At 46.3% G+C, this 23,485-nt stretch carries 22 protein-coding genes; 4 read left to right on the forward strand and 18 right to left on the reverse strand.

Translation table 11 applies throughout. From position 1 onward, the window contains the following. Positions 1-7: 7 nt before the first annotated feature. Positions 8-745, reverse strand: coding sequence for a DNA polymerase III subunit epsilon (gene dnaQ / locus IX91_RS11570; protein WP_004744812.1), 738 nt, complete (start codon positions 743-745; stop codon positions 8-10). 56 nt (positions 746-801) lie between these two features. Here dnaQ and rnhA point away from each other — a divergent pair, with 56 nt between their 5' ends. Continuing rightward, positions 802-1,266, forward strand: coding sequence for a ribonuclease HI (gene rnhA, locus IX91_RS11575; RefSeq protein ID WP_004744811.1), 465 nt, complete (start codon positions 802-804; stop codon positions 1,264-1,266). Here rnhA and IX91_RS11580 read toward each other — a convergent pair. Continuing rightward, a complete protein-coding gene (locus tag IX91_RS11580; protein WP_004744810.1) occupies positions 1,263-2,000 on the reverse strand; it encodes a class I SAM-dependent methyltransferase in 738 nt (245 codons plus the stop codon). The genes rnhA and IX91_RS11580 overlap by 4 nt on opposite strands. Positions 2,001-2,052: 52 nt before the next feature. Between IX91_RS11580 and gloB the strand changes: the two genes are divergently transcribed. From gloB to IX91_RS11595, 3 genes are all read left to right on the forward strand, one after another. Next, a complete protein-coding gene (gene gloB / locus IX91_RS11585) occupies positions 2,053-2,811 on the forward strand; it encodes a hydroxyacylglutathione hydrolase (RefSeq protein ID WP_004744809.1) in 759 nt (252 codons plus the stop codon). A gap of 70 nt (positions 2,812-2,881) precedes the next feature. After that, positions 2,882-4,444 carry a LysM peptidoglycan-binding domain-containing protein gene (locus tag IX91_RS11590; protein ID WP_004744808.1) on the forward strand — a complete coding sequence of 521 codons (1,563 nt, stop codon included), beginning with the start codon at positions 2,882-2,884 and terminating at the stop codon, positions 4,442-4,444. After that, the gene (locus IX91_RS11595) at positions 4,441-5,127 is read left to right on the forward strand and encodes a YIP1 family protein (protein ID WP_004744807.1); all 687 of its coding nucleotides are present in this window, start codon (positions 4,441-4,443) and stop codon (positions 5,125-5,127) included. Before IX91_RS11590 ends, IX91_RS11595 begins: the two co-directional genes overlap by 4 nt. Here the strand turns inward: IX91_RS11595 and IX91_RS11600 are convergent. The 16 genes from IX91_RS11600 to IX91_RS11675 form a co-directional block, all read right to left on the reverse strand. Then, positions 5,124-5,975, reverse strand: coding sequence for an endonuclease/exonuclease/phosphatase family protein (locus IX91_RS11600; RefSeq protein ID WP_004744806.1), 852 nt, complete (start codon positions 5,973-5,975; stop codon positions 5,124-5,126). The genes IX91_RS11595 and IX91_RS11600 overlap by 4 nt on opposite strands. 55 nt (positions 5,976-6,030) lie before the next feature. Beyond that, positions 6,031-6,369 (reverse strand): nitrogen regulatory protein P-II, encoded by a 339-nt coding sequence (glnB, locus tag IX91_RS11605; RefSeq protein ID WP_004744805.1) that lies wholly within the window; start codon positions 6,367-6,369, stop codon positions 6,031-6,033. A gap of 101 nt (positions 6,370-6,470) precedes the next feature. Then, on the reverse strand, positions 6,471-6,785 hold the full coding sequence (locus tag IX91_RS11610; RefSeq protein WP_004744804.1) for a c-type cytochrome: 315 nt from the start codon (positions 6,783-6,785) through the stop codon (positions 6,471-6,473). 50 nt (positions 6,786-6,835) lie between these two features. After that, on the reverse strand, positions 6,836-8,155 hold the full coding sequence (gene tilS, locus IX91_RS11615) for a tRNA lysidine(34) synthetase TilS (protein ID WP_174329856.1): 1,320 nt from the start codon (positions 8,153-8,155) through the stop codon (positions 6,836-6,838). A gap of 93 nt (positions 8,156-8,248) precedes the next feature. Further along, the gene (gene accA / locus IX91_RS11620) at positions 8,249-9,208 is read right to left on the reverse strand and encodes an acetyl-CoA carboxylase carboxyl transferase subunit alpha (RefSeq protein ID WP_004744802.1); all 960 of its coding nucleotides are present in this window, start codon (positions 9,206-9,208) and stop codon (positions 8,249-8,251) included. A 38-nt stretch (positions 9,209-9,246) separates the two neighbouring features. Continuing rightward, positions 9,247-12,726: a DNA polymerase III subunit alpha gene (dnaE, locus tag IX91_RS11625; RefSeq protein WP_004744801.1), complete on the reverse strand. Its 3,480-nt coding sequence runs from the start codon at positions 12,724-12,726 to the stop codon at positions 9,247-9,249. A 90-nt stretch (positions 12,727-12,816) separates the two neighbouring features. Beyond that, positions 12,817-13,434 carry a ribonuclease HII gene (rnhB, locus tag IX91_RS11630; protein ID WP_004744800.1) on the reverse strand — a complete coding sequence of 206 codons (618 nt, stop codon included), beginning with the start codon at positions 13,432-13,434 and terminating at the stop codon, positions 12,817-12,819. After that, a complete protein-coding gene (gene lpxB, locus IX91_RS11635) occupies positions 13,427-14,581 on the reverse strand; it encodes a lipid-A-disaccharide synthase (protein ID WP_004744799.1) in 1,155 nt (384 codons plus the stop codon). Before lpxB ends, rnhB begins: the two co-directional genes overlap by 8 nt. 91 nt (positions 14,582-14,672) lie before the next feature. Next, positions 14,673-15,461: an acyl-ACP--UDP-N-acetylglucosamine O-acyltransferase gene (gene lpxA / locus IX91_RS11640; RefSeq protein WP_004744798.1), complete on the reverse strand. Its 789-nt coding sequence runs from the start codon at positions 15,459-15,461 to the stop codon at positions 14,673-14,675. A 1-nt stretch (position 15,462) separates the two neighbouring features. Continuing rightward, positions 15,463-15,915, reverse strand: coding sequence for a 3-hydroxyacyl-ACP dehydratase FabZ (gene fabZ / locus IX91_RS11645; RefSeq protein ID WP_004744797.1), 453 nt, complete (start codon positions 15,913-15,915; stop codon positions 15,463-15,465). A 96-nt stretch (positions 15,916-16,011) separates the two neighbouring features. After that, a complete protein-coding gene (gene lpxD, locus IX91_RS11650; RefSeq protein WP_004744796.1) occupies positions 16,012-17,043 on the reverse strand; it encodes a UDP-3-O-(3-hydroxymyristoyl)glucosamine N-acyltransferase in 1,032 nt (343 codons plus the stop codon). Between the two features lie 7 nt (positions 17,044-17,050). Beyond that, positions 17,051-17,560: an OmpH family outer membrane protein gene (locus IX91_RS11655; protein ID WP_004744795.1), complete on the reverse strand. Its 510-nt coding sequence runs from the start codon at positions 17,558-17,560 to the stop codon at positions 17,051-17,053. 17 nt (positions 17,561-17,577) lie between these two features. After that, positions 17,578-19,989 (reverse strand): outer membrane protein assembly factor BamA, encoded by a 2,412-nt coding sequence (gene bamA, locus IX91_RS11660; protein ID WP_004744794.1) that lies wholly within the window; start codon positions 19,987-19,989, stop codon positions 17,578-17,580. Between the two features lie 37 nt (positions 19,990-20,026). Further along, entirely contained in the window at positions 20,027-21,385 is a 1,359-nt protein-coding gene (gene rseP / locus IX91_RS11665; protein WP_004744793.1) for a sigma E protease regulator RseP, read from the reverse strand. Next, positions 21,382-22,590: a 1-deoxy-D-xylulose-5-phosphate reductoisomerase gene (ispC, locus tag IX91_RS11670; protein ID WP_004744792.1), complete on the reverse strand. Its 1,209-nt coding sequence runs from the start codon at positions 22,588-22,590 to the stop codon at positions 21,382-21,384. The genes rseP and ispC overlap by 4 nt, the downstream gene beginning before the upstream one ends. Before the next feature lie 41 nt (positions 22,591-22,631). Then, on the reverse strand, positions 22,632-23,474 hold the full coding sequence (locus tag IX91_RS11675; protein WP_004744791.1) for a phosphatidate cytidylyltransferase: 843 nt from the start codon (positions 23,472-23,474) through the stop codon (positions 22,632-22,634). Between the last annotated feature and the right edge of the window lie 11 nt (positions 23,475-23,485).

The following is a 23,485-nucleotide window of genomic DNA, read 5'->3' on the forward strand; positions in this document are numbered from 1 at the left end:
CTTTCTCCTATTGACGCCAGAGGCAGCTTCCGCTTTTCTCGACGATATCTAATCTACTTTGATGGGCTTCTATTTCATCGGCGCTTGCACGCAAAATCTTTAGCGCTTTTCGTCCACTTGCTGCACGTTTTATCGCTTCACCGCCCTCTTCATTGCCATTTCCGGCATTAAATTGCAAAGAAGTCTGCCCACCTGTCATTAACAGGTATACGTCGGCCAGAATCTCCGCATCGAGCAAAGCCCCGTGGAGCGTACGGTGCGAGTTATCAATGCCGTATCGATCACATAACACATCAAGGTTGTTTCGCTTGCCTGGGAAGATCTTCTTCGCCATGGCGAGCGTATCGGTCACCTTACAGTAGTCGACCGTTTTACCAATCTGCGGATCGAGCATTCCAAACTCATAATCCATAAAGCCGACGTCGAAGGGCGCGTTGTGCGCCACCAGCTCAGCATCTTTGATGAATTCAAGAAACTCTGCGTGAACATCTTGGTACTCTGGCTTGTCGACCAAGAATTCATCGGTAATACCGTGGACTTCTACCGCATCAGGTTGAATGTCTCGATCTGGCTTAATATACACATGAAAGTGTCGCCCAGTCAGCTTGCGGTCGATAATTTCAACCGCACCGATCTCGATAATACGATGGTCTTGGTAATGAGGCCCGCCTTCGCGGTTCATACCGGTTGTTTCGGTATCGAGTACCACGATACGGTGTTGCTTAGAATTGTTGCTAGTATTCATAACAAAATGTGTGTCAGACTATGCCAATAATGTGCTTAACCCAATAGTATCAAATCATGACGAAACAGGTGGAAATTTTCACTGATGGTTCCTGCTTAGGCAATCCTGGCCCTGGTGGTTACGGTGTGGTTCTTCGCTACAAGCAAACCGAGAAAACTTTGGCTAAAGGCTATACGCTCACGACCAATAACCGCATGGAGATGTTGGCGACCATTGTTGCGCTGCAAGCTCTTAAAGAGCCATGCGATGTGATTCTCACCACAGATAGCCAGTATGTTCGCCAAGGCATTACCCAGTGGATTCATAACTGGAAAAAACGCGGCTGGAAAACTGCAGATAAAAAACCCGTCAAGAACGCCGATCTTTGGCAAGCACTCGACAAAGAAACCGAACGTCACAGCGTTGACTGGCGTTGGGTTAAAGGTCACGCTGGTCATCGCGAAAACGAAATGTGTGACGAGCTAGCGCGAGCTGCTGCAGAAAATCCGACTGAAGAAGACAGCGGCTACAAGCCTAACTAATGACTCTGCTTATTCGACACTTTGTAATTGACGCTAACTGGCGTCAATTTTCTTTTTAACTTCCAATGTGGCTTAATCGGCTTAAGTGGATAAGTTCGTTTACGTGCGACGATAAAATACAAACTGCCCATCGGCGATGCCCAATCACCCAAGCTATTCTCAAGCCATGTCCACATCGTGCGATATTTCTGCATCGGGAACAGGGCATAACTATCGCACTCAATCACTTGATAATTAAGTAACCCTAACCAGTCCTTAATCCGATTTGGCGTAAACATCCTGCCACTCCACGGAAGGTTGTTCCTTCTCCACGGCATCAAGCTCGCCAATCCGGTAAAGCTGATTGGGTTGAATCCAGTGATAATCAAATAGCCATCATCAATCATCACCCTATCAACTTCGCGTAACATTCGATGCGGGTCATTACAGTAATCGAGCTGGTGTGCCATCAAAACCGCGTCGAAACTTTTTTCTAAAAAGGGCAAATCGTAGCCATCTGCGATGACATTATGCAACGGGTTCTGGATATCTAGATGAACTTGATGTTGAATATTACAATTGAAACTGGTTAACTCGCAGCTCAAGCCTCCCAGCTTTAGCAAATGATAACCGAACAGCTTAGGGCACCATTCGTCAACGCGGGTTTGAATCGATTCATTCACCCACTGACCATTTTTTAGCTGAGACCATGAATGAGGCTTTTCAAGCTTTTTGCTGCTACGTGCTGGCTTCATAGTTACCTGCTTCACCCAAGCGTCTGTTGACCGATATACTGGAGACACAACCATGTTGAATATCAAAAGCATACCTGCATTTAATGATAATTACATCTGGCTGATCGAAAATAGCGATCGCCGTTGTGCTGTTGTCGATCCAGGTGACTCTGCGCCTGTTTTGGCGTATCTCAAAGCGCATAACTTGAGTTTAGAAGCGATTCTAATTACCCACCATCACAATGACCATATTGGCGGCGTCCCGGAACTAGTAAGACAGTTTCCAGATGTGGACGTTGTCGGCCCAGCTAATGAGCCCGTACCTACCTTGACGCATGCCGTTGATGCCGGTGACCAGATAGAGCTGTTTGATGAGGTCTTCTTTGTGCTTGGCTTGGAAGGTCATACTCGCGGCCATATCGGTTATGTAGGGGATGGTAAACTTTTCTGTGGTGATGTGCTGTTTTCAGCCGGTTGTGGACGTGTCTTTGAAGGTACGATGGAACAGATGCACACTTCCCTCACCAAACTTGCCGCTCTGCCAGAAGAAACCGAGGTCTACTGCGCACACGAATATACTGCAAGTAACCTCGCTTTCGCTCTTGCGGTAGAGCCAGACAATGAGCTCCTACAGCAGTATCGTGACGAGGTTAATCGACTCAGAGCGCAGAACAAGCCCACCTTACCGACCACGATTCGACGCGAGAAATGGATCAACCCTTTTCTGCGTACCGATCAGCAAACTGTCATCCGTTCTGTCGCAAATCGTACAGTTCAAAGCGACTCACTCGCGATTTTTAGCGCATTACGTGAGTGGAAGAACGAATTTTAACGTTTTGCCGCTTGTCACCTACTAATTGAGGCAAGTATTATCAGCAGCCAATTAAAAAAAGGGCTGTGCAATGCGAGTGAAACACAGCTGGGTATTAGCGCTATTATTATCAGGTTGTCAGCTTACCCAGCCGACTGACTCTGGAGAAGCCGTCTCTCCGGAAACAAACAATCCAACAGTTAAGCAAACTGAGCCAAGCGCTCAACCAGCAAAACCTATCGTCAAATCCGAGCCAGTGGTGACTCCACAGACACAACAAGATGTCTGGAAGCGTATCGCTATGCAATTAGAGATGCCTATCCCTGACCACAAGCTCGTTGATTACTACCGTACATGGTATCTGAAACACCCTAACCACCTAAAAACTGTCTCACAACGTGCCGAACCTTTCTTGTATCTTATTACCGAGAAGATCGAGCAGCGTGATATGCCGTTAGAACTCGCGCTTTTGCCTGTGGTAGAAAGCTCTTTTGATGCTTTCGCTTACTCGCATGGCAGTGCTGCGGGTTTATGGCAATTCGTACCGGGAACAGGTAAACAGCAAGGCCTTAAGCAAAACTTTTGGTATGACGGACGTCGTGATGTCGCTGCCTCAACTGATGCCGCGCTAGATTACCTAACCTATCTCAACAAACGTTTTGATGGCGAATGGACTCACGCCATTGCTGCCTACAACAGTGGTGGCGGACGAGTGTCTAGTGCAATTCGCAAAAACACCAAACTTGGCAAGCCTACAGATTTCTTCTCGCTTGATTTGCCTAAAGAAACCAGTGGTTACGTACCAAAGCTGCTTGCTCTAGCAGACGTTGTCGCTAACCAAGAAAAGTATGGTATCAATATTCCAGCGATTGCTAACAAGCCTGTCGTTGAACTTGTTGACCCTAAAGAGCAACTTGACCTCGCCATAGCTGCTAACTACGCGGGGATCAGTGTTAAAGAGCTGCAAGGCCTCAACCCAGCATACAACCAATGGGCGACAGCACCGGACGGGCCTCACCAATTGCTTCTTCCAAAAGATAGCGTCGCTAAGTTCAATAAAGCGGTAACAGAAAACCGTGGTAAAGGAATGAAGGTCGTTCGCTATAAGGTGAAGTCCGGCGATAGCCTGAGTGTCTTGGCACAAAAATACAATACCACTGCTAACGTCATTCGCACCGCGAATAACCTCAGTGGCAACAACATTCGTGTCGGCCAGCACTTGATGATCCCAACTTCGACACGTGACGACAAAGCCTATGCTCTTAGCGCTTCGAACCGTTTAGCTAAGACACAAGCTAAGTCTCGTGGTCAATTTAAGCTCACGCACACAGTTCGCTCTGGCGATAGCTTGTGGTCGATTGCTCGCGCCAACAAGGTATCACACCAATCATTGGCGAAGTGGAATGGCATGGGGCCAAGAGACACCTTGCGCGTTGGTCAAAAGCTGGTGATTTGGAAAAACAGCTCTGACGGCGCGATCATCCGCACTGTGTTCTACAATGTACGCACTGGTGACACTATCAGTGGCATTGCGAGCAAATTTAAAGTCAAATCGAACGACATCGTAAAATGGAACGATCTCAGCAGACAAAAGTACCTTAAGCCAGGTCAGAAACTTAAGCTGTATGTAGACGTCACTAAGGTAAGTGTATGAACCCGTCAAGTAACCCGTTAATTATGCTAGTCGACATTTTCCGTTCGCCTAGCGCCTGTTTCTTAGCCCTCTACCAACGTGGAGCTTGGGGCTGGCAGCCGTACATTTTCTTAGTGCTCTCGCCGTTTCTTTTCTGGGGCGCTTACTTCGACATGGTTGATTTCGAGTGGCTAAGGCAAGGACTTGCAGCGCAACTGGCAGAAACCAATCCAAAACAGTTAGAACTGCTTGATGCCAATACCTTGATGGCGAGTGAAATCATTAGTGATATTGCCGGTAGAACGTTGACCATTCTGATGCTCGCTTTCTGGTTTAACCTTGCGACAAAACCAAGCCAGCACCAACACGGTTTCTGGAAATGGTTCGCCGCTAGCGCAGTGATCACTTTCCCTGCGATTATCGGTGACTTGGCAAGCTATGTGAGTGCGCTACTAAAACATGGCCAAGTCATGGTGTACGCCGCTGATTTAAATAGCCTCAACGGGTTGTTAAAGCTGCCACTGACTAACGAATGGTCACAGTTTGCTAGCTCATTCCCACTATTACTGCCTTGGTACATTGCCTTAGGTTACGCCGCGGTAGGAACTTGGACTGAATTTGAACGCGGTCAGGCACTGGTTATTTCCGCGCTGCCTTGGCTTGCTTACTATCTAATTTGGGCACTTTACAATTTGATATTCTAAAGAGCTAAGCGAAAGCTAACTAAAATTGGATTATGATCAGAGGCGTCAGAGGTTGGCGCCTCTGCTGTTTCTAGCGTTAAGCCACGATAAAAGACATGATCGAGTGGCAAGCCAGTCACAAACTGAGTGCGATTGTCTGGTTGATAATCGACTTCTTCTAATCCTAGTGACGTTAGCGCTTTTGACATCACAGCAAAGCGCTCTTCGCTCCAACTATTGAAGTCTCCGGCAACAATTATCGGGCCGTGATGCTGACTCAGCTCTTTAGTCAACGCCGTTAACTGACGATGGTACTCTTTAGTGCCGTAGGTGAAGTTAACCGCATGAATGTTGACCACAGCTAACTGCTCCCCAGAAGAGAGTGGATAAAGTGCGTATAGTGCCGATTTAGGTAAACGTAGCCACGGCTCTAGTTCAGTGTACGCGCAAGCTTTGCTTGGCGTATTCATAGACAGGTTCAATACCCCTGCGGAAGTATCAAACGCTTTAAACGCATCAACCTGACTACCAAACCAACCCTGTGTCGCCACCCAATCGATGAGTTCAGGTGTCATACTGGCTTCTTGCAGTAAGACCAACTGCTTTCCATCCGACAGTTCAGTTAAGCTTTGCTGCCAGTTTTCTCGATTTTGCTTATAGATGTTCCAGACCAGTAGATCGAGCTCACCGCGATTATCCAAAACAGGCGCTTGTTCATTACGATAGCATTGCAAAGATAACGCGACATTGTTGCCTGAAATAGACGCGATCTGAGCTTGCTGAGTAAAGCTAAAGATTGATTGATAGCCGACAACGACCACTAAGGATATGACCAGAGACAAGGTGATGAAGTAAGCGCTTTTCTTCATTGCATTACCTAAACAAAAAAGAGCCTTACGGCTCTTTTTAAACAATACTTATGGGTTAGATAGCGTCTTCGTCTTCTTCGCCAGTACGAATACGGACAATACGCTCCACATCAGTGATAAAGATCTTACCGTCACCGATTTTTCCAGTTTGCGCCGTTTCGATGATGGTATCAACACATTGATCAGCCACGTCATCCGTAACTACGATTTCAAGCTTAACCTTAGGTAGAAAATCAACCATATACTCGGCACCACGGTATAGCTCTGTATGACCTTTCTGACGACCAAAGCCTTTAACCTCAGACACTGTCATACCTGTAATGCCCACTTCAGCGAGTGCTTCACGTACGTCGTCTAACTTAAACGGCTTAATGATGGCTTCAATCTTTTTCATGTTCTTCCCTTAAACTATTGTAACTAGCGTCATTATCCCATGTTCAATGGCTAATAAAAAGCCCGAGCTTTGTTGCTCGGGCTCGCAATCTATCTTATCGACTACTTCAAACTAGCGTAATAAGCCGCTAGGTTAGCAACATCGGCATCGCTTAGCATCGCTGCTTGCGCTTGCATTACGGCCGCAAGACCACCGTTACGCTCTTTGTTCTTATATGCGTTGATCGAGGTAACAAGATACTGCTCATTTTGACCTTTTAGGTTTGGATAACCTGGGATCACAGCGATACCGTCAGCACCATGACAAGCAGCGCAGATAGCCGCTTTTGCTTGACCCGCTGCAACATCACCCGCAGCCAGCGCGTTACCACTGAGTAGACCCATTCCAATTACCAGTCCTATAGCGATTTTCTTCATTGCTCTTCCTTATAATTCCATGCTATTTGTGCGTTTTTATGTATACAATTTTACATAAAGCGTGATCCCTTGTCCCAGACAAGTTCACAATCTTGACCTATAAAGTGGCGATCAATAAACAAATCCCCTACGGCAACGACCCTATCACCACACATCAAGATAGGGGTTCTACGTCGCAACCAACTTGGCACACCATACTCTTGGAACAGCTTTTTCAGTTTACGGCTATGCCCACGCTCTGCTGGGTGCGCGCTTAGTCCTTCTGGGTTAAAAGTGACGCGCAGCGGACTCTGAGCTAACGCCTGTTGAGACAATCTCCCCTTACTCGAAGGGACGAGCGCCAAGCTTCCTAATCCATCAGGCAAAGGACAAGGCTTATCAATATCGAGTGGTTGCTGCCACTCGGCCAGTGATTGCCAATCTCTAACGATGTAGAGCTTGTTTAAATAGCGGCGTACTTGCACCTCAGGAAGCTGAAGCTGCGGATTGGCATCCGCTTTCGCCATCGCTACCTCTAACCACACCTTACTCAATTGCTCACGAGTAGGCATACGCAGGTGATTTTGCTCAAGCCACATGCGAATTAATCGACTGCGGATCAGAGTTGAGGCACTTTCCAGCATCGCAATAGATAGGCTTCCATCGTCACATATACATTGCTGGTACTTCTCAGCCAAGAGTTCATCTAACAACTGTTCCTGTTCAGAGCAGAGTTCGGCTGTACGTTGAACTGCTTGCCTAATATGAGGCCAACGCTCCACTAAAGATGGCGTTAGTGAGTGACGAACAAAATTACGCTCAAATCTCTGGTCTTGATTACTCTCGTCTTCTACCCAAGCCAATTGCTTAGCGTGAGCAAACTCTTCAATTTCGTGACGTGAGATAGTCAACAGCGGACGGAGCAAATTCGCGTGACCAAATGGCATACTCTGCGCCATTGAGGACAAACCTTTCGGGCCGCTGCCGCGCTTGAGAGCAAGGAAAAAAGTTTCGAGCTGATCATCAGCATGCTGACCGGTGAGTAGTAAATCATTATCCTGCAGATGTTTTTTAAGTGCTGTATATCTAGCTTCACGAGCACTCTCTTCAATACTTCTGCCTTGAGTCGCCAGTTGAACCTTTTCTAACACGAATGCGACACCAAGCTCCTGACACCAATGTTCACATTGCTCAGCCCAACTGTCTGCATTCTCGCTTAGGCCATGGTGAACATGGACAGCCAGACATTCGAGCTTGCGCGATTTACAGTAGCTTGCCATCAGTTCAAGCATAACCCGAGAATCAAGCCCACCACTTAGGGCAAGGACAATTCGGCTACCGGCTTGATAGTGTTGGTCTAGAGAGTGTTGAAAAATAGATTCGAGCTTCATAGCGAGTAACATTTGTAGTTGTTAGCGCTAGTTTATCACTGGCAATAAAAAAGGCTGAACCTAAGTTCAGCCTTTTTCTAACATTTGTGCCGATTAACAGTAACCGTAGCTCATTAGACGCTGGTAACGACGCTCTAGCAAGGTGTCGTTATCAAACGCTTCTAGCTCTTCAAGCTGACGAACTAGGGTCGCTTTCATGTTCTGCGCCATCTGCAGGTGATCACGGTGTGCACCACCTAGAGGCTCGTCGATGATCTCATCGATCAGCTCTAGCTCTTTAAGACGTGGAGCAATCAGACCCATCGCTTCTGCTGCCTGTGGCGCTTTATCTGAATCACGCCATAGGATTGAAGCACAGCCTTCTGGAGAGATAACAGAATAGGTTGAGTATTGCAGCATGTTGACGTAGTCGCCTACACCGATAGCAAGTGCACCACCAGAACCGCCTTCACCGACAACGTTACAGATAACTGGTACTTTAAGACCCGCCATCACTTTTAGGTTAGTCGCGATAGCTTCTGATTGACCACGCTCTTCTGCACCAACACCTGGGTATGCACCCGCTGTATCGATGAAAGTAATGATTGGCATGTTAAAGCGCTCTGCCGTTTGCATCAAACGTAGTGCTTTACGGTAACCTTCTGGCTTAGGCATGCCGAAGTTACGTTTTACTTTCTCTTTAGTCTCACGACCTTTTTGATGACCAATGATCATTACTGGACGGCCATTAAGACGTGCCATACCACCTACGATCGCTTTGTCATCTGCGTAGTGACGGTCACCCGCCATCTCATCAAACTCTGTAAATACGTGCTCGATGTAATCAAGCGTGTAAGGACGTTGTGGGTGACGAGCAAGCTGGGCAGTTTCCCAAGCACCAAGATCGCTGAATGTTTTCTTTTTAAGCTCTAGGCTTTTCTTCTCTAGCTGTTCAATCTCTTTTTCAAGATCAACACCAGACTCACCGCCATGACGAGATACGTCACGAAGTGCTTCAATTTTTGCTTCTAGCTCTGCGATTGGCTTTTCAAATTCTAAAAAATTCAGGCTCATCTATAGATCCTTTATGATTCGGTGGCGTTTTACCGAACTTAGTTAAATTCGAGTTCTACCTGGCCTTTCCCAAGTAGTTGTTTTAAATCATCTAATAATGCGTCACTTGGCGTCACTCGCCATTCTGTACCCAACGTCAAACGCGCTCGTGCATCAGAGCGTTGGTAGTATACATGGACAGGAACGCTCCCCGCCCGATGAGGCTCTAGTATTTGACTAAAACGCTCAAAAAATCGGTCATTGATTTGAGATTGATCGATGGAAACTGATAATCCCCGTGCATATTTTTCACGAGCAGTCCCGAGATCCATAACCTCGCGCGCGGACATTTTAAGACCACCATTGAAATCATCAAAGCTGACCTGTCCAGAAACAACCAAAATTTTATCTTTTTCTAACAATTCTGCATATCGATCTAACGCATCGGAGAATAACATCACCTCCATACGCCCGCTTCGATCATCCAGTGTCATAATACCAATACGTGTTCCACGCTTAGTCGTCATCACACGAGCCGCGATTACCAGGCCTGCGACAGTAACACTTTGATCACGTCTGGTTGGTGTTGCGTCTTTTAATCGACAACTGGTGTACTTACCAAGTTCCTTTATGTAGGCATTTATTGGGTGCCCGGTCAAATAAAGACCTAAAGTATCGCGCTCACCTTCGAGCCACACTTTTTCTGGCCAAGGTTCAACTTTGGTGTATTTGTGCTCAACTTCTTCAGGTGCTTCGGTCAACACGCCAAACAAATCGGTTTGACCAAAGGCTTCTGCTTGGTGATGTTGGCTCGCCGCTTTAACTGCATCGTTCAGTGAAGCCATCATTGCAGCACGATGCGGACCAAGGCGATCCAACGCGCCTGCGTAAATGAGTTTCTCAATGACTCGCTTATTAACCTTTTTCAGGTCGATGCGAGCACAGAAATCGAATAGGTCTTTAAAGTGGCCGTCTTTGTTGCGTGCTTCGAGAATGGCATCAATTGGACCTTCACCCACCCCTTTGATAGCACCGATACCGTACACAATCGCCCCATCTTCATCGACATTAAAGCGATACAAACCTGCGTTGATATCTGGCGGCAACACTTTGAGTTTCATACGGAAACACTCATCGACCAGACCGACGACTTTCTCAGTGTTATCCATATCGGCGGTCATTACCGCAGCCATAAATTCCGCTGGGAAGTGAGTTTTGAGCCACAGCGTTTGGTAAGAAACCAGTGCGTATGCAGCCGAGTGCGATTTATTGAAGCCGTAACCTGCGAACTTTTCTACCAAGTCGAAGATCTTCATCGCCAATTCGCCGTCTACGCCGTTGGCGACTGCGCCTTCTTCAAACGTCGCACGCTGCTTGGCCATCTCTTCTGGCTTTTTCTTACCCATCGCACGACGCAGCATGTCAGCGCCGCCAAGCGTATAACCCGAAAGAACCTGAGCGATCTGCATTACCTGCTCCTGATAGAGGATAATGCCGTAGGTTGGCTCTAGAATCTCTTTTAGCGACTCGTGCTGCCACTGCTCATCTGGGTAAGAAACCGCCTCGCGTCCATGTTTACGGTCGATAAAGTTATCTACCATGCCTGATTGAAGCGGCCCCGGACGGAACAGAGCAACCAATGCGATAATATCTTCAAAACAGTCTGGCTGAAGGCGTTTGATCAGCTCTTTCATACCACGCGATTCAAGCTGGAATACCGCAGTGGTTTCTGAATTTTGCAGCAGATTGAAGGAAGCTTGGTCTTCCAAAGGGATAGACTCAATGGCGACTGGGTCTTTGCCTTCCTTCTCTAGGCGTGGGTTAATCAAGCCCAACGCCCAGTCAATAATGGTCAGCGTACGCAAGCCCAAGAAGTCAAACTTAACCAGACCCGCGGTTTCAACGTCGTTTTTATCGAACTGAGTCACCGGGAAGTGACCTTCCGCATCAGCATAAATCGGCGCAAAGTCAGTGATAGTGGTCGGCGATATTACAACACCACCCGCGTGCTTACCTGCGTTACGTGTACACCCTTCAAGGATGCGACACATATCGATCAGCTCTTTAATTTCTTCGTCGTTTTCGTACAGCTCAGGTAAAGCAGGTTCTGCTTTGAATGCTTTTTCTAGCGTCATGCCCGGATCTGGCGGAACCAGTTTCGAGATGCGATCAACAAAACCAAAACCATGACCAAGTACACGGCCTACGTCACGAATTACCGCCTTCGCTGCCATAGTACCGAAAGTGATGATCTGCGATACCGCATCACGACCATACATTTCTGCAACGTGATCAATCACTTGGTCACGTTTATCCATACAGAAGTCGACATCGAAATCGGGCATGGAAACACGTTCTGGGTTAAGGAATCGCTCAAACAGAAGATCGTACTCTAGTGGATCGAGGTCAGTGATTTTTAACGCGTAAGCCACCAAAGAACCGGCACCTGAACCACGGCCAGGGCCTACAGGGATGGCGTTATCTTTTGACCACTGGATGAACTCCATTACGATCAAGAAGTAACCTGGGAATCCCATGTTATTGATTACTTCCAGTTCAATTTTAAGACGATCATCGTATTCAGGTCGTCTTTCTGCACGCACCGCCGGATCGGGGAATAAGAATTCCAGTCGCTCTTCCAGACCTTCTTCAGATTTTTTAACCAAGAACTCGGTTTCTTCCATCCCTTCGGTTGGGAACGCGGGCAGGAAGTATTCACCCAAGCGGACTGTCACGTTACAACGCTTAGCAATCTCTACACTATTTTCTAATGCTTCAGGGATGTCTGAGAATAGCTCGCACATCTCCTCTTCAGTACGAAGATATTGCTGAGCGCTGTAGTTTTTTGGTCGACGAGGATCTTCTAGCGTGTAACCATCATGAATCGCAACACGAATCTCATGCGCATCAAACAGTGTCTCATCAAGAATCACCACATCATTAGTGGCAACAACCGGCAGGTCATGTTGCTCTGCCAGCTCTAACGCAAAGTGAAGATAGGTTTCTTCATCAGCTCTGCCAGTGCGAACCAATTCAAGATAGAAACGGTCTGGAAAATGAGTTTGATAGAACTCAACGCACTGCTCGACAACATTCTGGTTGCCTTTCAACAGCGCTTTGCCTATTTCACCACTCTTAGCCCCGGAAAGTATAATTACCCCTTCGGAAAGCTCAGCCAGCCACTCTTTATCAATCACTGGTTGATGCTGAACGTGGCCTCGTAGGTAGGCTTTTGAGATCAGTAAAGTCAGGTTCTTATAACCGACGTTATCCGCAGCAATCACGGTCAGCTTAGTCAGCTCATCACCAAACTCCGGTGATTGCATCACGAAGTCAGCACCTATGATCGGCTTGATACCACAACCGTGGGCGGTGCCATAAAACTTCACTAGACCACATAAGTTAGTAAAGTCAGTCAGTCCCATCGCAGGCATGCCCAACTCGGCCACTTTCTTAACCAAGGGTGGCACTTTTGAAAGGCCATCGACCATGGAAAAGTCACTATGAACTCGAAGGTGGATAAACTTAGGGTCTGACATGGATAGAGTCCGGAACGGTTATAATTGATGGAGATATTTGGGGTATTTTAAGTGAAAAACTTCGACTTATATACCCCTGAAACAGTATTGCTACTCAATGCCAAGCGCACGCTTAACGGGTTTGAAACTCTTACGGTGCTGCTCAATAACACCGTGCCGCTCAATCGCTTCAAAGTGCGCCTTAGTTGGGTAGCCTTTGTGCTTGGCGAAACCAAACTCAGGGTGAAGCTTATCCAGCTCCTCCATCTCTTGATCACGAACCACTTTAGCAATAATCGAAGCAGCACTGATCTCCGCAACGCGCAAATCTCCCTTAACCACCGCTTGCGATTGCATAGGTAATTGTGGGCAACGATTGCCATCAATCAATACCAAATCGGGTTGAACTTCTAGGCCTGCGACAGCTCTTTGCATTGCGACCATAGTGGCTTGAAGAATATTCAGTTCGTCAATTTCCTCAGGAGAACAACGACCTACCGACCAAGCTAGCGCTTTTTGCTTAATTTCAGGCAGTAACGCCAGACGTTTCTTCTCAGACAATTTTTTCGAGTCGTTTAATCCTTCAATCGGATTACTTGGATCTAGAATGACCGCTGCGGTCACAACATCACCGACCAAGGGACCGCGCCCTACTTCATCAACACCAGCGATATGAAGGTATCCCTCAAGACATTCAAAAGGCGGTAATTCTTTGTTTTGTTTAGTCATCTTGTTTATCTCTGCCGATGAGCTTAAGTACAGCGTTAGCGGCTTGTACATCGGCATCTTTGCGAATCAGTTTGTGCATATCAGTAAAGCGATCGATAAGTTCTTGGTTATCACTATTTAGCATCTTATCGACGGCAGGAACTAAGTATTCAGGCTCACATTCATCAAGAATGAATTCCTTCACCAACTCTTCTCCAGCCAAGATGTTAGGCAAAGAAACGTATTTGGTAATCGCCAGTTTCTGTACTAACCAACCTGTTAAGCGGTTGACTTTGTAACCCACCACCATCGGCCGCTTGAGCAGCATGCATTCCAGTGCCACAGTACCTGAGGCGAGTAACACAGCATCAGAGGCAGTGATAACATTACGTGCTGTATCTTGTACGATGACGAAATCGAGTTCTGGCGCCACAGATCGCCATATCTCTTCAAACTGTTGACGGCGTTTATCATTCACCGCAGCCACGACAAAGCCAATGTCCGGATGCTTTTGCTTTATTTCACGACAGGTTTGAATGAAGGGTTCCGCAATTAGGCCGACTTCACCGCCACGACTGCCAGGCAGCACCGCTAACCACTGCTTGTTTTGCTCAATGCCAAGCAAGGCTCTCGCCTGTTGTTGATCCGGCACAAGCGGGATAGCGTCCGCTAAGGTATGACCAACAAACTCACACGCCACTTGGTACTTATCGTAGAAGGCTTTTTCAAACGGTAAAAAGGCCAGCACAAGATCGGTCGCTGCATCAATTTTGAAGATACGTTTTGGACGCCATGCCCAGACTGAAGGGCTGACATAATGCACGGTTTTGATGCCTTTTTTCTTCAAATCTAGTTCAAGGCGCAAGTTGAAATCTGGCGCATCGATACCGACAAAGACATCCGGTGGATTATCGCTAAAATACTTTACCAACTGAGCTTTCACTTTTAACAGCCTTGGTAGTCGTCCCAACACTTCAACCAAACCCATAACAGCGAGCTCTTCCATATCGAAAAGAGACTCACAGCCTTGAGCAATCATCTTCGGGCCTCCAATGCCAACAAACTCTGCATCTGGATATTGTACTTTTATCGCTTTGATGAAGCCTTCACCCAAAGTATCTCCTGACAGCTCGCCGGCAATAATGCCAATACGTAGTGGTTTTTCCATTGCTGAATGACCTACCTAATATGTTGCTTTAAAAAGTAAAAAAGACCGCAACCGTAAGATTGCGATCTTTTATGCAGCTTCACAAGTGTTATTAGCGAATAATGCCGCGCTCAGAAATCTCTAGCATCTCTAGCATAGGTTTGATTGATTCAAACTCTTTCGCCATTTCAACTAGGCTTGCTTTTGCGTCTTCCAGCGTTTTACCCGAACGGTAAATTTCTTTATACGCTTTCTGCAAAGCACGAATTTCTGGCTTCTCAAAACCGTTACGCTTAAGACCAACAAGGTTTAAACCAAATGGTGTTGCATGGTTACCTTGCGCAAGTACGTACGGAAGCACGTCTTGAACAACAGCAGAGCAGCCGCCTGTGTATGAGTAAGCACCAATATTACAGAATGGATGAATCGCTGAAAGAGCCATAACACCGGCATAGTCACCAAGGGTAACGTGACCACCAAGGATAGCATTGTTGCCAACGTGAGTATGGTTACCAACAATAACGTCATGCGCGATGTGCGCATTAACACACAGCAGGTTATCATTACCAATCACAGTGGTTGCTTTATCTTGAGTTGTACCACGGTGGATTTGTACCGCTTCGCGGATTACGTTGCGATCACCGATCACTACCGTTGTCTCTTCCCCACCATACTTCTTGTCTTGGTTCTCTTCACCAATCACAGCATGGGGGAAAATACGGTTCCCTTTACCTATGGTAGTATGACCTTTGATCACAACATGTGACATCACTTCAGTACCTTCACCGATCTCGATCGTTCCCGAGATATAGGTGAATGGACCAACAGTCACATTTGCTGCGATTTTTACATCACCTTCAATGACAGCAGAAGAGTGAATTTGAGCCGTTTCATGAATCATATTAAAACTCTCGACGAGCACATTTAAGTTCAGCAGAACATACTACATCACCGTCAACTTTTGCTGTGCCTTTGAATGCTGCAATGCCACGGCGCTCTTTTAAGAATTCGACTTCAATCACCAACTGGTCACCAGGAACCACTGGCTTGCGGAATTTAGCACCGTCTACACTTGCAAAATAGTATAGCTCGTTGTCAGAAGGGGCACCGAATGATTTGAATGCCAATAGACCAGTTGCCTGTGCCATTGCTTCAAGGATCAGTACACCTGGAAATACAGGTAGTTGAGGGAAATGACCTGTAAACTGAGGCTCATTCACTGAAACATTCTTAATCGCCGTTAGGTATTTCTCTTCTTGGAAATCAATCACGCGATCAATTAGTAAGAATGGGTAGCGATGCGGCAACAATTCCTGAATTTCAGTGATGTTCATCGTTTTGTTTTCAGTAGTCAAAGTCATATTCCTATGTTGAATGCTAATTTTGTATCTGGCGGGCATTATAGATGAAAAAGACCCGCAATACGCGAGCCTTTTTGATCCAACCTAGAGCTAAGCGTCTTTATCGCTCTCAAGCTGCTTTTCAAGCGCCTTAAGACGTTTATTCATGTCATCAATACGATGAACACGCGCAGCTGTTTTGCGCCACTCTTTGTTTGGCTGTAGTGGGATACCAGACGAGTACATGCCTTTCTCTTCAATGCCACGCATGACCATGCCCATGCCAGTAATTGTCACACCATCGGCAATCTCAATGTGACCATTGATCACGGCACCACCACCAATAATACAGTACTTACCAATCTTAGTACTGCCCGCGACAATCGTACCACCCGCCATAGCTGTGCCATATCCGATGTGTACGTTGTGAGCGATTTGCAGTTGGTTATCAAGAATAACGTTATCTTCAATTACGGTATCGTCTAACGCACCGCGATCAATCGTCGTACATGAGCCAATTTCTACTCGATTACCGATGCGTACAGAGCCAAGCTGAGGGATTTTAATCCACTCGCCTTTTTCATTGGCGTAACCAAAGCCATCAGAGCCAATGACTGTGTTCGCTTGAACCAGACAGTCTGACCCGAGCGACACTTGATGGTAAACCGAGACATTTGACCACAGCTTGGTGTTAGCTCCGATCTTAGCATTCTTGCCAATAAAGCAGCCCGCACCAATAACAACGTTATCGCCTAGCTCGACACCCGATTCAATTACGGCATTGGCACCAATTGAAACATTTTCGCCCAGTTTAGCGTCAGCAGCGATGACCGCTGAAGGAGTAATGTTTTCGGCTGGCGATGGTGTAGTATCAAGGGCTTGCGCTACTTTAGCAAAAGCAACGTAAGGGTCATCAACCACAAGTACATTACCTGAACAAAGCTCACGTTGTGCTTCTTTCACCATCACAAGTGTCGCTTTACACTCAGCAAGATGTTTGGCGTATTTTGGATTGGACAGGAAAGTCACATGACCTTCCTGCGCAGCGTCCATCGGCGCTACCATAGTGACAACGGCTGTCGCGTCACCATGTAGCTCGCCCCCAGTAATTGTAGCCAATTCGGCCAAAGAAAGAGTCGTCATAAATCGTTTATTTTAGTGAGTCAATTACAGCTTTAGAAATATCGTTTTCTGGCTTAGAGAAGCGCACTGCTTGTTGCTCTAGAACCATATCAAAGCCTTTTTTCTCAGCAACTTTGTTAATTGCATCTTGAATTGTTTTAAACAGTTTTTGCTCTTCTTCTGCTTGGCGACGCTGTCTTAGCTTTTCGAAAGACTGCGCTTTTAGCTTAAGTTCATTCTCTAATTGACCAATTTCTAGACGTAGCTTGTCGATATCATCTTGGCTCATTAGTTCACCATCACGCTTTAGCTTTTCAACCTTGCTTTTACCTTTAGCTTGAATCGCTTGAAGCTCTGAAGATTTGTCTTTGAACTCATCTTGAAGCTTTTGCGCTACCACTTCACGTTGTGGAAGAGCTTGGAATACTTGAGCAGTGTTTACATAACCAATTTTCTGCGCAGCTTCAGCAGCATTAGCAAAGAAAGAAGACGTCATTACTAGAAGGCCAAGACCAGCCGCTTTAATTGTTTTATTCACTGTATTTTCCTTTAAATTTAGAAGGTTCTGCCGATGGTGAAAGTGAAGAACTCTTCATCATCACCTTCGTAAGATTTAATTGGTTTCGCAATAGAGAAGACTAACGGCCCCATTGGAGACATCCACTGTAGCGCAGCACCGTATGATGCGCGGTAGTTCATTGGATCTGAGTAGTCGTTATAGTAGCGATCACCAGCGTATTTAGGATCGTAGACAAATTCAGTATCCCAAACACTTGCTGCGTCAACAAACATACTGGTACGAATCTGACTTCTAAAGTCATCCGAAACAAACGGAGTTGGAACAATCAGCTCCATACTTGCCAACGCGATTGCGTTACCACCCACTGAGTCATCAGTCGCGGTCAAACAAGAGTCTGTATTACAACTTCCTGGGTTGCCGTTAACCGTGTACACCGCTTTAGGGCCAGCACTATTGGAACGGAAACCACGTAGTGTAGTAAAGCCACCTGCGTAGTAGTTTTCATAGAATGGGAACAAGTTATCGTTGCCATCAGTTTTGCCATAACCATTACCATAGCCTAAACGACCACGCATCAGTAAGGTGAACTCATGCTTCTTGGTTAGCGGTACATATTGTCTAACATCATATTGCAGCTTGAAGTACTGCGCATCAGAGCTTGGTACAGTCGCTTTAGCAAAGGCACGCTGATAGTTACCTGCTGTAGGGAAGTAACCACGGTTTAAGTTGTTACGTGTCCATGAGACGTTCACATCAAAGTCGTTGGTAATGATATCGCCGTTTGGTTGGCCGATACTTTGTGCAAACAGTTGCGCTTGGTCGTATGTTGGTACGTTACCGATCTTGTTATGGGTCAAGCCCACACCAAATTCAAAACGGTTTAGCTCATCGAATGGGAAGCCCCAAGTTAAGCTCGCACCATAACTTTCATTGGTATAGTCAACAATGTTTGCCTCAGATGCTTCAAACTGATTGTAGAAGATCTTACCACCAAGGCTGACACCATCGAGGTTCCAGTATGGATCACGGTAGTCTAAGCTGATGTTTTTCTGGTAGTCGTTCATCATCGCGTTAATACCTACGCGGTTACCACTACCGGCAAAGTTATCTTGCTGTAGACCAACTTGGAAGCTGATACCTGATTCAGTACCATAACCAACACCAAAGTTGATACTACCCGAGTTGGCTTCTTTAACGTTGTAAACCAAATCTACTTGGTCTTCGCTACCCGGTACTCGCACGGTTTGTACGTCTACGGTTTCGAAGTAACCTAAACGGTTAAGACGGTTCTTACCGGTTTCGATCGATTTAGAGTTTAACCAACTGCCTTCCATCTGACGCATTTCACGGCGCAGAACTTCATCTTTGGTGGCATTGTTACCCACAAAACGAATATCACGCACATAGATACGCTTGCCCGCTTCAACGTTAACCACCAGTGATACTGACTGGTTTTCATCATCGAACTCAGGGATAGTACGTACTTGAGGGTATGCGTAACCCGCTTCGCCTAACAGTCGCTTAACGTTTTCTTCTAGGCTTGTTACCGCTGAGCCGTTGTAGGTTTCACCCGGCTCAAACGTCACTAATTGTTCAAATTCAGCTTCTTTACCCAGCAGCTCACCACGGAATTTCACATCCTCAACTGTGTAAGGCAGTCCTTCGTTCAAACCAAGTGTGATGTAAACACCTTTCTTGTCTGGCGAGATCGCAACCTGAGTTGAGTCAATTTGAAACTTAAGATAACCGCGGTCTAGGTAGTAGGATTTCAGTGCTTCGATATCACCCGCAAGGACTTGCTTCTGGTACTTGTCGTCAGCAAGGAAGTTCCACCATGCCACATCCACATTCAGCTCAAATCGGCTTAGTAGCTCTTCGTCAGCAAATTTTTCATTGCCGATAAAGTTGATTTGTTTGATCTTGGCAGATACGCCTTCAGTGAAGACAAACTTCAGGTCGCTACGGTTACGAGGCAGTGGCGTTACAACCGCTTTAACGGTCGCATTGTACTTACCCACACTGTAGTAGAAATCTTCTAGACCTTTTTCAATTGTCGACAGCGTTGTACGGTCAAGCGCTTCACCAACACGAATACCGGAAGCATCGAGGTTTTGTTGTAACTGCTCTTCTTTGATTGCCTTGTTGCCCGAAAATGAAATACTGGCAATGGTCGGTCGCTCTTTGACCTGTACAACTAGCACGTCGTTATCACGAAGTACCTTAATGTCTTCAAAGTTACCCGTCGCATACAGGGCTCTAATCACCTCAGAGACATCTTGGCTATCAACAGAGTCACCAATACGTACTGGCATTTTCAATAGCGCAGCACCAAGTGCCACACGCTGTAAGCCTTCAATTTTAATATCTTGAATTACAAAGTTTTCGGCACCGTTTGCGCTCACGCTTGTCGCTAACAGGGTCGCAAACAGAATATTTTTCATCGCCATTTTGTTCTAGTTATTCCTTTCTTCAACCTTTACCCGATTACAGACGGGCAAAATCATTGAAAATTGCCACTGCCATAAGAGAGAAGATAATTGCACCGCCTACACGGTAACCCATTTCCTGAATTTTTTCTGGAACTGGACGTCTTATTACAGCCTCAATAGCAAAAAACAATAAATGTCCGCCGTCCAACATTGGCAACGGTACAAGGTTAATAATCCCTAAGTTCACACTGATTAATGCCAGGAACCCTAGGAAGTAAACTAAGCCATAATCGGCTGTTGTTCCGGCTCCTTTCGCGATCGAAATAGGCCCACTTAAATTATTCAGTCCGACATCCCCAACAATCAGTTTCTTCAACATACTGATGGTTAAATCGATGACTTGCCCAGTTTTCTCAACCGCCTTTCCGATTGATTCAATTACACCAAATTGAAGATCGAAGCGATAATTTTCTGGCCATTCTGCGACCTCAGGTGTGATTCCAGCAAAACCAATCACTCGGTCATTTGATAGCTCACGGCTATCGGGTGTAATCGTTAAGTCTAAACGCTCTCCGTCACGCTCAATTTCAAGCGATAGCGGAGTGTTAGGGTTGTTCTGAATGCTCTCAATCACTTGCTGCCACTGAGTGATTTCTACACCATCGATCTTGGTCAGTAAGTCACCACTCATCAGCCCCGCCCTTTCGCCTGCTCCACCTTCTGAAACATTGGTCAGCTTAGCGGTTATTTGCGGTGTAAAGGGAACAAACCCAAGCGCTGACATAGCAGACTCTTTCTCAGGGTCAAAGTTCCAATTGGTTAAGTTAAAAACCTTAGTTTGCTCGACGCCGATACCATCTGCCGGAGCAACCGTCATGGTTAACTGTTTATCACCAATATGAGAAATCAAACCCATATTGACCGATTCCCAATCCGCAGTTTTGACGCCAGAAACCGCTTTTAGTTCCATCCCAGACTCTAAACCTGCTTCAGCGGCTATTGAATAAGGGGTCACTTGGCCAACCACAGGTTTAACCGCAGGCACGCCAATCAAGAAAACTAGCCAGTATGCAAAGATCGCAAACAAAAAGTTAAATACAGGGCCTGCTGCAACGATAGCCGTACGTTTCCAAAGTGGTTTACGGTCAAACGCAAACTCATGCTCACCTTGTGCCAACTCATCAACACGGCCATCGAGCATTTTTACATAGCCGCCTAGCGGAATGACTGAAATACTGTATTCAGTACCGTCTTTCCCGACCTTGCTCCAAATGGATTTACCAAAACCGATCGAGAACTTTTCTACTTTAACTCCACAGCGGCGGGCCACCCAAAAGTGACCGTACTCATGCACGGCAACTAAAATGCCAAGAGCAATGATAAAAGAAACAAAATTCCAGATGATACCCGTCATAGCTTACGCTCACTTATGGTATTGGCTGCTAACTCTCTTGCCATTCTATCTAGCTCAACAATGCTTTCCAAGTCACGACAGTGTGACGGGCTAACAGATGCGGTCAGCTTGGTTAACACTTGTTCGTTAACCACTGCGATATCGGTAAATTTAAGTTGGCGTTGTAAGAAAGCTTCAACAGCCACTTCATTCGCCGCATTGAGCAATGTGGTCGCATGTTGTCCTTCGTAACAAGCATCAATCGCCAGTTTAAGGCAAGGGTAACGAGCGAAATCAGGCTCAAGGAAGGTCAGATCACCTACTTTAGTGAAATCTAATGGCGCTACACCTGCATTCACGCGCTCAGGATAAGAGAGCGTTAGTGCAATAGGTGTTGCCATATCTGGCTCGCCCATTTGAGCGAGTACCGAGCCATCTCGATACTGCACCATAGAGTGAATCACTGACTGAGGGTGAATCAAGACTTTAAGCTGCTCGCGAGCGGTATTGAATAACCACTTAGCTTCAATGTACTCAAGACCCTTATTCATCATGGTCGCAGAATCTACCGAGATCTTTGGCCCCATTGACCAGTTAGGGTGAGCAATCGCCTGCTCCGGAGTCACACTAGACAGCGAATCAATATCGCTATAGCGGAATGGCCCACCAGAGCCCGTCAGCAAGATATGAGAGATACCATGTGCGTTTAGATCGCAACGGCCAAGATTGGTTTGAATATCACTAGGTAAGCACTGAAAAATAGCATTGTGCTCGCTATCGACAGGGAGAAGCTCAGCGCCATGCTTTTCAACTGCATCGATAAACAACTTGCCAGACATCACTAGCGCTTCTTTGTTTGCAAGCAGTACACGTTTACCGGCTTTGACCGCAGCCATAGTCGGCAATAAGCCAGCCGCACCGACAATCGCCGCCATAACGGTATCAACCTCATCACAAGATGAAATCTCACACATGGCATCAACACCCGATCTCACTTCGGTGTTAATTTTTAGATCGATTAACTGAGCTTTTAGTTTCAATGCAGCTTGTTCATCAGCCATCACTGCATACTTAGGTTGCCATTTCTGACACAGCTGACGCATTTTTTCGACGTTCTGCCCAGCAGCAAGCGCTACCACAGAGAACTTTTCAGGGTTTTGCTCGATGACTTTGAATGTGCTTGCTCCAATTGAGCCTGTCGCACCTAAAATCGTTAACTTACGCATAGCAAGAAACCGTTAATGAATAGGGCAAGCCGAAGCTTGCCTTAAAATGTGAAGTAGAGGAATGCAAACACAGGGAAAGCGGCGGTTAAGCTGTCTATACGATCAAGAACGCCACCATGCCCTGGGATTATGTTACTGCTGTCTTTAATACCAGCCACTCGCTTGAACATACTCTCAACCAAGTCTCCAAGCACTGAAATCACGACAGTTACAAGTGTAATACCGACCATGACCCAGCCATTGGCAAACTGAATATCGAACCAATAAGCCGTTCCCCAACCAACGAGAATTGCCGTAATAATCCCGCCGATTAAACCTTCAATGGTTTTATTTGGACTTACATGTGGCGCCATTTTGTTCTTGCCCAAACTCTTACCGGCAAAATAAGCACCACTGTCTGCAGCCCAAACGATAAAGCAAACGTATAAAACCAGTCTAGCACCGTGATAAGGATCAGCCTCAATCGCTTCTGCACGTAACATGAGTACGCTCCAGAAAAACGGCAATAGAGTCAAAATACCAAAGCTATAGCGAAGCAAGTTGGAGTTTTGCCATAGGCTCGACGATTTAGGATAAGTAATGGCAAGCGCACTGGCAGCCAACCACCAAATGCAGCCCAAGGCTAAAATGATGTAATGGGGTTGAGTGATAAGATTCAGACTCAGTGCATCTGAGGGCACTAACCAAATTGTCGCAGCGCTCACTAATACGGTTGGAATCAGTGCGATCATTCGCGAAGGAGCGTCAACAAATTGAGTCCATTCCCAAAAACCAATCAAGGTCACTGCCGCGATGGCAATCATAAATAGAGGGAGAGAAAGTTTGAATATCCCTAATATTACCAATGGCGCTAAAATAAGTGCCGTTATAATTCTTTGTTTCAAACTTTGATCCT

It is taken from the genome of Vibrio tubiashii ATCC 19109 (assembly GCF_000772105.1).
In the GTDB taxonomy this organism is placed as follows: domain Bacteria; phylum Pseudomonadota; class Gammaproteobacteria; order Enterobacterales; family Vibrionaceae; genus Vibrio; species Vibrio tubiashii.

What these genes read in the sequence shown, in the direction of transcription:
- gloB (WP_004744809.1), top strand. Translation starts at nt 2,053, where the DNA reads ATGTTGAATATCAAAAGCATACCTGCATTTAATGATAATTACATCTGG.
- lpxA (WP_004744798.1), bottom strand. Translation starts at nt 15,461, where the DNA reads ATGATTCATGAAACGGCTCAAATTCACTCTTCTGCTGTCATTGAAGGT.
- IX91_RS11590 (WP_004744808.1), top strand. Translation starts at nt 2,882, where the DNA reads ATGCGAGTGAAACACAGCTGGGTATTAGCGCTATTATTATCAGGTTGT.
- lpxD (WP_004744796.1), bottom strand. Translation starts at nt 17,043, where the DNA reads ATGACGACTCTTTCTTTGGCCGAATTGGCTACAATTACTGGGGGCGAG.
- IX91_RS11595 (WP_004744807.1), top strand. Translation starts at nt 4,441, where the DNA reads ATGAACCCGTCAAGTAACCCGTTAATTATGCTAGTCGACATTTTCCGT.
- rseP (WP_004744793.1), bottom strand. Translation starts at nt 21,385, where the DNA reads ATGACGGGTATCATCTGGAATTTTGTTTCTTTTATCATTGCTCTTGGC.
- dnaE (WP_004744801.1), bottom strand. Translation starts at nt 12,726, where the DNA reads ATGTCAGACCCTAAGTTTATCCACCTTCGAGTTCATAGTGACTTTTCC.
- rnhB (WP_004744800.1), bottom strand. Translation starts at nt 13,434, where the DNA reads ATGACTAAACAAAACAAAGAATTACCGCCTTTTGAATGTCTTGAGGGA.
- IX91_RS11580 (WP_004744810.1), bottom strand. Translation starts at nt 2,000, where the DNA reads ATGAAGCCAGCACGTAGCAGCAAAAAGCTTGAAAAGCCTCATTCATGG.
- lpxB (WP_004744799.1), bottom strand. Translation starts at nt 14,581, where the DNA reads ATGGAAAAACCACTACGTATTGGCATTATTGCCGGCGAGCTGTCAGGA.
- glnB (WP_004744805.1), bottom strand. Translation starts at nt 6,369, where the DNA reads ATGAAAAAGATTGAAGCCATCATTAAGCCGTTTAAGTTAGACGACGTA.
- tilS (WP_174329856.1), bottom strand. Translation starts at nt 8,155, where the DNA reads ATGAAGCTCGAATCTATTTTTCAACACTCTCTAGACCAACACTATCAA.
- dnaQ (WP_004744812.1), bottom strand. Translation starts at nt 745, where the DNA reads ATGAATACTAGCAACAATTCTAAGCAACACCGTATCGTGGTACTCGAT.
- IX91_RS11600 (WP_004744806.1), bottom strand. Translation starts at nt 5,975, where the DNA reads ATGAAGAAAAGCGCTTACTTCATCACCTTGTCTCTGGTCATATCCTTA.
- IX91_RS11610 (WP_004744804.1), bottom strand. Translation starts at nt 6,785, where the DNA reads ATGAAGAAAATCGCTATAGGACTGGTAATTGGAATGGGTCTACTCAGT.
- rnhA (WP_004744811.1), top strand. Translation starts at nt 802, where the DNA reads ATGACGAAACAGGTGGAAATTTTCACTGATGGTTCCTGCTTAGGCAAT.
- ispC (WP_004744792.1), bottom strand. Translation starts at nt 22,590, where the DNA reads ATGCGTAAGTTAACGATTTTAGGTGCGACAGGCTCAATTGGAGCAAGC.
- bamA (WP_004744794.1), bottom strand. Translation starts at nt 19,989, where the DNA reads ATGGCGATGAAAAATATTCTGTTTGCGACCCTGTTAGCGACAAGCGTG.
- accA (WP_004744802.1), bottom strand. Translation starts at nt 9,208, where the DNA reads ATGAGCCTGAATTTTTTAGAATTTGAAAAGCCAATCGCAGAGCTAGAA.